At 34.8% G+C, this 11,561-nt stretch carries 9 protein-coding genes; 2 read left to right on the top strand and 7 right to left on the bottom strand.

The genetic code is table 11. From position 1 onward, the window contains the following. The first annotated feature begins 29 nt into the window (after nucleotides 1-29). Entirely contained in the window at nucleotides 30-437 is a 408-nt protein-coding gene (locus tag C6H25_RS05355) for a hypothetical protein (protein WP_104748430.1), read from the top strand. A 231-nt stretch (nucleotides 438-668) separates the two neighbouring features. Here the strand turns inward: C6H25_RS05355 and rocF are convergent, their stop codons facing one another. After that, entirely contained in the window at nucleotides 669-1,601 is a 933-nt protein-coding gene (gene rocF, locus C6H25_RS05360) for an arginase (RefSeq protein WP_104748431.1), read from the bottom strand. A 216-nt stretch (nucleotides 1,602-1,817) separates the two neighbouring features. Between rocF and C6H25_RS05365 the strand changes: the two genes are divergently transcribed. Continuing rightward, nucleotides 1,818-2,960, top strand: a complete 1,143-nt coding sequence (locus tag C6H25_RS05365; protein ID WP_104748432.1) for an alanine dehydrogenase — start codon at nucleotides 1,818-1,820, stop codon at nucleotides 2,958-2,960. Between the two features lie 10 nt (nucleotides 2,961-2,970). Here the strand turns inward: C6H25_RS05365 and C6H25_RS05370 are convergent, their stop codons facing one another. The 6 genes from C6H25_RS05370 to C6H25_RS05395 all read right to left on the bottom strand — a co-directional run bounded on the left by C6H25_RS05370 (nucleotide 2,971) and on the right by C6H25_RS05395 (nucleotide 11,502). Then, nucleotides 2,971-4,446 carry an FtsK/SpoIIIE domain-containing protein gene (locus C6H25_RS05370; RefSeq protein WP_104748433.1) on the bottom strand — a complete coding sequence of 492 codons (1,476 nt, stop codon included), beginning with the start codon at nucleotides 4,444-4,446 and terminating at the stop codon, nucleotides 2,971-2,973. Beyond that, nucleotides 4,446-6,494 (bottom strand): AAA family ATPase, encoded by a 2,049-nt coding sequence (locus C6H25_RS05375; RefSeq protein WP_104748434.1) that lies wholly within the window; start codon nucleotides 6,492-6,494, stop codon nucleotides 4,446-4,448. The genes C6H25_RS05370 and C6H25_RS05375 overlap by 1 nt, the downstream gene beginning before the upstream one ends. Then, entirely contained in the window at nucleotides 6,494-8,128 is a 1,635-nt protein-coding gene (dndC, locus tag C6H25_RS05380) for a DNA phosphorothioation system sulfurtransferase DndC (protein ID WP_104748435.1), read from the bottom strand. The genes C6H25_RS05375 and dndC overlap by 1 nt, the downstream gene beginning before the upstream one ends. A gap of 311 nt (nucleotides 8,129-8,439) precedes the next feature. Further along, nucleotides 8,440-9,708 carry a malic enzyme-like NAD(P)-binding protein gene (locus C6H25_RS05385; RefSeq protein ID WP_104748436.1) on the bottom strand — a complete coding sequence of 423 codons (1,269 nt, stop codon included), beginning with the start codon at nucleotides 9,706-9,708 and terminating at the stop codon, nucleotides 8,440-8,442. Nucleotides 9,709-10,024: 316 nt separating this feature from the next. Next, nucleotides 10,025-10,390, bottom strand: coding sequence for a hypothetical protein (locus C6H25_RS05390; RefSeq protein WP_104748437.1), 366 nt, complete (start codon nucleotides 10,388-10,390; stop codon nucleotides 10,025-10,027). 137 nt (nucleotides 10,391-10,527) lie between these two features. Further along, on the bottom strand, nucleotides 10,528-11,502 hold the full coding sequence (locus tag C6H25_RS05395) for a hypothetical protein (protein ID WP_158653886.1): 975 nt from the start codon (nucleotides 11,500-11,502) through the stop codon (nucleotides 10,528-10,530). Nucleotides 11,503-11,561: the final 59 nt, after the last annotated feature.

Consider the following 11,561-nt stretch of genomic DNA (forward strand, 5'->3'; position numbering starts at 1 on the left):
TTGGCTCGTCCTCTCACAAGGGCTTTGAAATGTTATTAGCAAAAAAACTATACAAAAAAGCGATTGAGCTTGAGACAGATTACCATTTAAAAGGTGGTATCGTCCATAGAAGTTTAGATTTTTTGGCAGAGTATGCTTTAGGTAATTATAGCGATGACGCTTACAATAGCGAAGTAGTAGAGCGGTTGCTTTTTAAGCATTATGTGATGCTGTGTAATGTAGCGTTTGTGAGTATGCTTAAAGAATATAATCAGTTATACAAGACAAGGTGGAAAATTCACAATATGATAATAGCGGGCGCTAATGTCTATTATCATTTGAGAAGTGGAAAATTCATTGTCTATCATTGTAACTTTAGAAAGCATAACAAAAAAGATGAAATGCGAAATTTACACAGATTATTGGGTCAATTTAAAGGAAAGAAAGGAAAGAGATGAAAGAAAGGAACAAAAAAGGCAAAAAAAAATAAAAGAAATGTGTTTTTATTAAAACAGACAAAAATAGACTAAAGAAAGATTTTTGTCTCTCTTTAGCTTTAAAAACCTTAATAAGCTTATATCTTATTTACAGCTAATACCCTTAAAAACAGAGCCTTAAAACTTAGGAACACCAAAATCTAGCCGAATATTTTATGGCCATTCTTGGCAAAATACCTCATCAAAAAAGCTTTAATCTCGCATAGACTCAATGATTAAACGCAACACTTCTAGCACCCCTTTTTCTTCATCATTAGCACTTTCACGCACTAAAGGGTTGTATTCTGTAAGCTCGGCTACTGCTAGTCTGTCTTTAAAGGTTTTTAAAAGCAATCCTACAAGCTCTTTTAACTCCTCTAAGCTTACCCCATTATTCTCACGCACCCCAGTGGAAGTGAAAAGCTTGCCATCCATAATATCTACATCTAAACTGAGATAAATAATATCTACTTCACTTAATAGCTCTTTAGCCTTTTGCACCACTTCTTGCATGTTGTCTCTAATATGAGCCACGCTAAACAAAGGAATTTGCAATTCTTTAATCACATCTCTTTCGCTTTGCTCGGTGCTTCTTACCCCAAAATACACGATATTTTTAGGATTAATCTCTAGCCCCCCTTTTTCTAAACCCAAGGAACAAAGATTTTGCCATGCCTTTTCTTCGCTCTTATTCATGCTGTTAAACCCACTATGCACACGATTTAAGACCATTCCTAAAGGCATGCCATGGATATTTCCTGAATCGCTATCATAAGCCGTATGAATATCTGCATGAGCATCCAAATATAAAATCCCTATCTTTTTATCCTTATGAACGCTCCTAAAAGCTTGAAAAATCCCAAACATGTTCGCATGCTCTGAGCTTAAAACAACGCTAAATTCTTTCTTCTTAAACGCCTCTTTCATTTGAGGAATCAAAATATTCTTGCAAAAGTTGTAATAATCTTCAAAATGTTTAGCGAATCTAAAAGGTGCATTCAATGTGCATTGAGCTTGAGCGATAATTGGCATGTTTTCTGTCATTTGAGGATACCACACACTCAGTCCTTGTCTCAAACGCCTAACCCCCTCATTGGTGCCGGTTTTTGAGGCTCCTAACTCTGCTTCTAATCCTACTAAAATCATCGTTTGCTCCTTTTTATTCTTTTAGCTCTCTTTTGAAGTTTAATACCTAAAGACAAATATAAAACACAAGTTCTTTAGTCTACATTTAAAATAAAGACATTTTATTTTGCTTGATACCAAATGACAAACTTTGCTGTTTTTGATTGTTCCAAACAAGTCATTTTATGATGTTATAATCATTAGACTAAGGGTAAAAACGATTCAAGGAGTCATAAGATGAATATTGGATTAGTCAAAGAAAGCATGGATTTAGAATCACGAGTGGCGTTGGTGCCAGATGATGTGGCATTACTCACTCAAAAGGGTGTGGGTGTTTTAGTAGAAGATAATGCTGGGGCTAATAGTGGCTATAGTAACGCTATGTATGAAAGCGTAGGGGCAACAATTGTAAATTCTAAGGTTGCGTGGGGGCAGGACTTGGTTGTTAAATGTAAAGAGCCTTTAGAGCATGAATATGATTTATTGAAAGAAAAAGCCACTTTATTTAGCTACCTAGACTTAGCGTATCAAAAGAGCTTGTGCGAAATGTTTATAGATAAAAAAATCACTTCCATTTGCACTGAAACTATTGCTGGGCCTAAAAATGACTACCCCATTTTGGTGCCTATGAGTGTGGTCGCTGGAAGATTAGCTGCTCATTTAGTCCAACACTATTTATTAGCCTTAGAGCATGTTAAGGGGTTTTTAGGTAAGGGGGTCATGCTAGGGGGACTTTCTGGAGCCCAAAGGGCTAAGGTCGTAGTAGTTGGGGGTGGCGTGGTTGGCATGGAGAGTGCGAAAGTGTTGAGCCAAATGGGGGCTAAAGTAACTATCTTAGAATTAGACTACGCTAAATTACAAAACCACCCTTACTACCACCTGTATGATTTAGAAGTTTTGAGCGTAAATGATGCGAATATCATTTCTGCTTTAGAAGGGGCTGTGGGGTTAGTGGGAGCGGTGCTACTCACTGCAACTAAAACCCCTAAAGTGATTTTAAGAAGGCATTTAAAGCACATGCAAAAACAAGGGGTAGTGATAGATGTGGCTTGCGATTTAGGGGGTTGCATAGAGACCATACGCCAAACAAGCCATTCTAATCCAGTGTTCGTAGAAGAAGGTTTGTTGCATTATGGTGTGCCAAATATGCCAGGAATTGTGGCAAAAACTAGCTCTATGGCCTATAGCCATGCGAGTGTGCCTTATTTATTATATTATTTAGAGCATGGCTTAAAGGGCTTTTTAGAAGCTAATACTAAAATGGTAGCCAACACACTTGGGGGCTTGAGCGCTTATAATGGCTATATCACTCAAGAAGGCATCGCCAAAGCTTTCAATGTGGCATTCAAATCGCCTTTAGAAATTTTAAAAGAGCTTTAAAAAGCGCTTTTTAATCTTTAATAAGTGGCGTGAAGAGTTTAAGCAACTTTTCATTGCCTAATTCTTGAGATTTAAGAAGATATTCTCCAAAACCTAGCAGTTTCTCTGCCCCCTCACAATCTAAGGCTATCTTAGACTTGTATCTATCGGTTACTTGAAAAACAGCCCTTGTAGGAATATTGCTCTTTAAAATAGAACTAAACATTTCTGAGCTAGGGTTTTGTGTAGCAAGGATTAAAAAAATATTAGCACTACGCGCTTTTTGGGCTAATCTTTCTAAAGGCTCTTTGACTTCTTTATAACCCATTATTAAATCCGCTAGTTCTTCTATCACAACAACTAAGGGAGTTTTTTCTTCTAAATCACTGAAACGATTTTGCATTCTCTCTACTACTTCTTCTAAGATTGCACCACTTTCGCTCATATCCGTAATCACATCACAATTTGATTTATTCTCGTATTTTCCAAAATCTTGCCCGTTCTTTGGGTCAATCAATAAAAACTCTATTTTTTGATGGACATTTAAACGCTCTATTGATTGGATTAAAACATGCAAGAAATTGCTTTTCCCACTGCCGGTTTGTCCTGCTACAAAAAGATGAGGTGCTTTTTTCAAATCTAAAAAATAAGGCTCGTTAGTCGCACTACGCCCCGCATAAAAAATGATTTTCTCTAAACTAGCGCTAGATTTTTTTAAATCGCTCTCAAAATCTGCTTGATATAATTGTATCCATGTGTCTTTAACTCTAGGAATAAACAAATTAAAACGCATAACTTCTCCTTTAATCTGCTCTATTCTAGGCTCTCCATGCAACCCAAGCTGACTAGAAAAGGTATGCAAATTCTTATTGAGCTTACTAATATCCTCTTGAGAATTAAGCTTAAGTTTATAAATATCTTCTCTCAAACATTTCTCTTTATTAATAAACTCATACGAGATTTTTAATTGCTTAAGATAGTTTTCCACTTCATAAGAATGAGCTTTTTGTGAGCTGTTATTCAGTTTTATGTCAATATTTTGAGTCTGATTTAATTTAAAGCTATCAATCAGCACTTGATAGAAATTATCCCTATTAGAATTATAAGTGTTATTCAATTCATAAAGCCCCCTTTTAATATACTTTTGAAGCGCTTTAGTAAAAATTTCTTCGTTGTTAAAATCCACTTTTTCTTCTTCATGCCTTATAAAAAACATGAGTTTTAAGAGTGTTTCATAATTTTCTTCAATATCTTTATGCTGTCCTATGACCTGCTCTAAATTATATTCACTGCCCTTAAATTCAGCATGGGGATCTAGAGCGTGCTTTTTATAAAAACTCTCATCACTCAAGGGGATAACCTCAAGTTGCAAACTTAAATTAATCGCCACTCTTAGAACAAAATATTTAGGAGGAATGGAACCATTTAAGCTAGTAGAAAATCCTAAACTCTCAATAATACCTTTAATCAGTCTTTCTTCATTGCCATTAGTAAAAATCTTAGCCATTAAAAACCTCCTTGCAACCCTAAAATCTCTTTAATGTCTTTTTTCATAAAACTTGCCCTATCTCTATCGCCATGATTTTGAATCTCAAAAGTCTGTGCGATAGCGCTTTGTGATCTTTCATATTCATTGAGACCAAATTCTGTATCTTGGGGCAAAACAATAATTTGATGTGAAGCCTTTAGAAAATAGTTTTCTACAATACTCTGTCTGTTAATGCTGTCTATACGGCCTAAGGGCGTATCAATCACTAAGGGGAGTTGCTTTTTTGAAATCATAGCTAACGCCCAAAAAATACTAATCGTTGCGATTTGCTTTTGCCCTGCGGATTGACTAGAAATAGAAATTTCTTCACCAGAAGAATTGATAAAACTCAAAGCAAATTTTTCATTAATATCCACACGCTCTACATTATCCTTAGGTAAAATCTGCTTGTAATTTTCTAAGACTTGCTTTCTTAAATCTTTCAATAATTTTCTAATTAAAGATTCTTTATAGGTTTCAACCCCAAACTTTAAGCTTTTATAAAGCTCTAGTTGCTTATGCATGCGTTCATCTTGCTTGGTTTGATTCCCCAGCTTGTCTTTTTCTTCTTTGAGCTTGATTAGCTCATCATCTAAGTTTTTTAAACAATCTCTTTCTTGCCTAAGTTTTTCTTGTAATTCTTTGGCATCACTCTCTAATTGTTCAATTTCTTCTTTAATATCCTTAAAATACTCCGCATTTAAACTTTCATCTTTAAGTTCAGCTAAACGACTGCTGATTTCCTTAATCTCTCTTGGCAATTTAGCAAGCTCTAAAATACAGCCTTTCAATTCTTTAGCATTTTCTATATAAGGCAAACGATTAAAATCTATAACACCAAGTTGACTAATAGGGTCTTTATAGGTGGTATCATTTTGTAAATTCTCATAAGTTTGCTTAATCAAGTTTTCTATGTTCTTATCGAGTTCATCTTTAAAACAAAGGGCTATTTTATCTTGCAAATAGCTTGCAATACCCTCACTTAAAGTCAAGCTAAATTGCTTGATAAAGCTTTCGCTCAAATAACTCTTCTCTTGCTCAATTTGCACCTTTTTCAAACGCTCTTCAATGTTTTCTAACTTTTTTTCTTGATTGAGTAATAGCACGCTATTGCACACTTTAATAAATCTATTTTTATACTCCTCTTGCCTTTTTTCTAAAAGCTCTTTTTGCGTTTGAACACTCCCTAATTCCTTATTAGAATCAGCAATCAGTGTCTTTTCACTCTCTTTTTTATCTTTTAATTCCTCTTGTTTGGTCTTAAGGTATTCTTCGCAAATCTTAATCCTATCTTGTGTTGTAACCCTTTTTTCTTCCTTAGTTTCAATGCCTCTTTCTATCTCTCTATAAAGGTTGCGTATTTCAGTATTTTGGATAGATTTTGCTTGAATTTCTTTGCGAATGCTTTCAATTTCTTTGATAGCCTTATCAAGGGGCGTAATATTGAGAATATTTTGGATTTTATCTTTCAATTCACTTTTCATTTTTTCTGCCATTTGCTCAATCTCTTCGCCATCAAAAATGAAAAAAGGAACTAAAGAGGAGGGCAAAAGCTGGTCTATGTGCTGTTGGGCTATCTTATTTTCATAAACCTTATGGTGTGTTTTATAGCTCAAACTCTCTTTAATGTCTTTTTTAAAATCAATGTTCCAACTTCTAGTAATTGTGATTAATTCATGGTCTTTTTCGCATTCCAAAGACACAAAAAATTCATGCTTATTGATTGGATTTTGCTCATTTTCTCTTTTTGCCCTAAGATTTAAAATACCACTCCAATCTCCATACCCACAAACCAAATTTTCTGGTTTTGAAGTGTTGAAAAATTTAGAACCCAACGGAACTTCATGTCCTAATAACCCACTCCCCAAAAAGAGTAATTTTAAAGAACGCAAGAAACTCGTTTTTCCAAACCCATTACGACCATAAATTAAGTAAAGATTTTTATCTTTCTCTTTTTCAAGCAACAATTCTTGCTTTCCATAATACGCAAACAAATTACAGATAACAATGCGTTTAAAAAATAGCATTAAAACTCCTCTACTTTATTAGTATGATTATCTATCATCGCCTCAATTACCCCCCTTAAATGACCTAATTCAGCACTATGACCCAACCTTATAGTCCCCTTAATAATCTCTTTTACCAAATGGGCGTTTTTAATCTCTTCTTCTTCAAAAATCTCTTCATGCAATAATTCAATTTTCTCTTCTTTGTGATTTAACATGCGATTAAACTCCTTTGTGATGTCTATAAACTCCCTTTTGGTGCCAAACTCTTTTTGCCATATTTTTGCAATCATCTCTAATTCGCTATCACTAATTAGTGGGTGCGAAGTCTTAGAGCGTATTTGATATTCTCTCTCACACTCCAATAAACGCCTTAAAATCAGCATGCGAGCCTTTTTAGTAAAAGGACCGGGTGCATAATTACCATCTTTTTTAAAATCACTACGATATTCTTGTTGCTCTCTAATTTCTTTAATAAAGTTTCTAAAATCATTTAAAGGTTGCAAATGCGTTGCGCCATTTTTGATAAACCCTTGCAAAGACTTATCCTCATTCACTAGCGTGCAAACCCAACACCCAAAACGACTCCCCCCACAAGACTTCGTATTAGTATCTAGGATAAATTGGCATTCATCATTGCTTGCTTTAGAATAAAGGCTGAATAATTCTTCATGCGATTTTTTCCACTTAGGCATATTAAAATGGCTCAAATACCCCCACACATCATCTAATGACCAATCCACAATAGGGCGATAAATCAAAGTATTAGGATAATAATCATGCTTACTGAAACCCTCTTCGCTCACCACACGCTTTTCTACGCTCTTTTTACGCAAACTGCTCTCATTGCTACGAACGCCTAAAAGCAAAATACATGAACCATGTTTGGCAATAATTTGTTCTACTACTCGTTGAGTGGGGCGGATTTTTAATCTGTCTGTGCACCACCTAAAAAAGCGTGTAGGGCTTGGATACCCCTTACCAATAAGATTAGAAAAAAATTGCTCCTTAGTATTAGGCTCTACTAGCTTGATTTCAAAGGGTAACCCCCTAGCATTCGCATCTTTTTGAATAGAATCAATCAAATTAAGCAAATATTTTTCTACAATAGGCGATTCCACTAAAGTGTTAGAAACAATGGCATAAGTAGGATTAAGCATGTCTTTTGGCAATTCGCATATCAAATCATAGAGTAGTTGCAACACACATGAGCTATCCTTACCCCCACTAAAAGCCACAACCCATGCCTTTTTATGCTCTAAATAGCGTTGTTTTAGCGCATCTTTAGTGGTCCTAATCTGTGTTAAAAGACTCTCATCTAAGCGTTCAAAAAGAGTGTAATCTCTAAGTTCTAAAAGCGAACTATCCAAATAGCCAATATCAAGGTTTTTAAATTCTTTTTCTAATTGGATAGCCATTTCTCTAGCCCTAAAACTAGAAAAACACACTAAAAGAAATTCAAGGTTTTGTTTGCAATTATTGGGGGGGGGGGGGGTAACTTGACTTATGCGCTCAGCAATAAAATCACGCATTTCTTCAAAAGTCTGTAAATTGACGCTCCCCTGAATATGTTCGTTCAAATAAGCTTGTTTGGAGCGAATATCAATCACATAATAAGATGAGTGATAAGTTTTTGGGCTAACCCTGTGTAACAATTTATATGCCTCGTGTAAAGTTTAATGAATAAGGTAGTTTATCTAAAAAACTTTAATTTTAAAGTCCCAAGCCACCTAAAAGCCCCTTTAATATCCTTTGAAGTTTTTCTAGCAAATTCTAAAAAACTGGCTCTATTTTCATTTTAGTATCGCTCATTTTCTAATGCTATAAAAACTTATTTACCAAAAAAGTTCTTTTTTTTTGTAAGCATTATAGGAGACTTTGCTCTTATAATCACTTTTTACATTTTATTATGATAATTTAAGTCTTTTTAAGTTCATCGCCTATTTAATACAAGGCTAAAACCATTTTATAGCTCTTTTAACAAGTCTTTTAAATGCTCTCTGTATTTTTTCTCATCATAATCTTTTTTACGCCCCACACCGTCTTTAATTGCCGCACTAGCTACCGCACTAGCGACTTCTACTAACGCTCTTTCATCAAAGGGCTTAGGGATAATATAATCTTTTGAAAAACTAAGCGTTTTAAGATTGTAGGCTTTCAACACTTTTTGGCTCACTTCTTGTTTGGCCAAGTTAGCAAGGGCTTGTGCGGCGGCTAATTTCATATTCTCTGTAATCTTAGTGGCATGCACATCTAAAGCCCCCCTAAAGATATAAGGAAACCCTAAAACATTATTAATCTGATTAGGATAATCGCTCCTTCCTGTGCCAATAATCGCATCATCTCTCACTTCATTGATTTCTTCTGGTAGAATTTCTGGCGTAGGATTAGCTAAGGCAAAAATAATGGGGTCTTTTGCCATAGATTTAATCATCTCTTTACTAACTAGCCCAGCTAAAGAAAGCCCCAAAAACACATCAGCCCCTTTCAAGGCATCACTTAGTGTCCTATCTTTTGTTTCTACTTCAAATTCCTTTTTTTCTTTACTCAAATTGCTCCGTCCACAATACACCACTCCCTTAGAATCACACAATACAATATGTTTAACCCCAAGTTTTCTATACATCTTAGAGCATGCAATAGCAGCCGCTCCTGCTCCACTCACTACCACTTTAATTTCATCAATCTTTTTACCATTAATTTCTAAGGCATTTAATAGCCCCGCACTAGAAATCACCGCCGTGCCATGCTGGTCATCATGCATCACAGGGATTTGAACCTTTTCTTGGAGTTTTTGCTCTATATAAAAGCAATCAGGAGCTTTAATATCTTCTAAATTAATCCCCCCAAAGCTAGGGGCTAACGCCCTACAAATCTCTACAATTTCATCTCTATCTTTGGTATCAAGCTCCAAATCCACCACATCAATATTACTGAATTTCTTAAACAATAGCCCCTTGCCTTCCATAACAGGCTTAGCCGCACTCGCCCCAATATCACCTAGCCCTAAAACCGCCGTGCCGTTAGAAATCACGGCAATGGTATTTGCCTTATTAGTATAAGTATAAGCTAGCATTTCATCTTTAGCGATTTCTAAACATGGCTCAGCCACTCCCGGACTATAGGCTAAAGACAAGTCTTTAGCACTCTCACAAGCCTTAGTGATACTCATGCCAACCTTACCGCCGATATGATACTCAAGCGCTTCTTTTTTAGTGTATTTTTTATTAATCATTTGATACTCCTTGGTCTTGTTGTATATTTTCTAAGGATTATACAAATAAATTTTTAAGTTTAGAAAAATCAATAATAAGTGAGACATAAAAATTTCATTTTTTTAACAATGTGTTTAGCAAGTAAATATTTTAATCTCAAACACTCTTACAATAAAAAGAATTTTTAGGAAAATGAAATCTTAAATCTTTGAAGAAACCAAACGCTTGAAAGGGTAAAATGCCACCCTTAGCTAAACGACTGCCTTAAAAGTATCTGATTATTTGTTTTATACAACTATCTAAAGATAGTCGTATAAAACGACCAAAACATGCCTTTTAGTTTGCTGGAGTGCCCTCAACAAGAACGCAAGTTGTCCCTGCTGGCACTGCCATCCACCACAAAACAGGCACATGATCTACTACCATAGTCATATTTGCAAGCTTAGTAGCATCGGGCTTATAGTGTGCTAACGCTTTATCTACAGCTTGTTGCTCAAGTGCTGAAAGCTTTGATTTGTCTTTCACATAATCCTCAAAATGCCAAGACCAATCTAGTTTACAAGCATTCGCTGAAACTTTATCGCCATTTTGCACTACAGGCTTAGCATCAGTATTGAATGGACCCAAATTAGCACTACACCCCACCAACAACGAAAACAAGGCTACAGCCCCTAATTTCAACAACAACTTACATGTCTTCATGACAAAACTCCTTTAAAGGAATAAAAAGTATTGGTTATTATAGTGGTTTTAAGCTAATTGTTGTATAGCCAAGCTAAAATATTATTTATAACAAAAATTTTATTACTATTTAGAACATTTAGAGCATAGTTAAGTTTTTATCTCTGCTTAAGCATATTGAGTTTTTCTTCTTGTAATTTTCTTTGCATATAATTGTAAGCCATTTGAGAATAACGCCCTACTCCAACTTGTTTTGGCTTGAAATTTTCTAAATAAGAATGGTATTTTGTGTTATCAAAAGCTTTAAAAATGCCACTTATTTTTGTAGCCTTAAAAGTCTTAGGCAAAATTTCAGTAGCACAAAAAGCTAAATTGTGTAATTGAGAATAATTGACTAAAAATTCTTTTAAGCTTACTTCATCTGTCGTCTCTTTTATAGCTAGGCTTTTAATATCATCAAAACGCTTTAAGCATTCCTTTAATCCTAAGTTATGAGCCAAACTAATTTCTTTATTTTCATTGCATAAAGGGTTATTTGAAATGCTTTTAATGTTTTGCTTAAAGCTTCCTTTTGAAATAAAGGGCGAAGAGTTAATCACTTTATAATTTCTTATTTGCCAAGTTTTATCCCCTTTAATACTCTTATTCAAACCACTAGAATAAATAATGCTATCTTGCTCGAATTCAAACGCCACCATAAGCAAAAACGCATAAAAATGAAAGTTGCGACAAGCGTTATCAAATACCATATAATAACGCTCTTTGTGAGATTCTAGCTCTGTGTTGGCAATCCCTTCTATAAGCACATAATTAATAGGGGAATTTTTGAGCTTATTTCTTAAGCATTTGTCTCTTAATTCTTGCTCATCTATACTTAAACAATAATATTTTTGCAAAAAATCTCGCACTAAAGTTTCTTTTTGAATATCTTGGTATAAGAATTTGATTTTTTCAAAAAGCTCTTTGTTGGTTGTTTTTAGACTTGCTTGATTGTATAAGGCATTTTGCAAGCTTTGTTGCTCTATCAAGTCAAAATGCGTATAAAAACACTCCTTAAACTCCCTAAATGCACTTATTATTCCTACCGCACTTGTTGAATGAAGTTCATTGCTGATTTGCCTGATTAATGCCATTGTTTTTCTCTTAATTGACTGATTGAGTTTTTTAAATCTAAGACTTGTTGCTCGTTAAT

The organism is Helicobacter cetorum (assembly GCF_900198405.1).
GTDB classification, from domain to species: domain Bacteria; phylum Campylobacterota; class Campylobacteria; order Campylobacterales; family Helicobacteraceae; genus Helicobacter; species Helicobacter cetorum_C.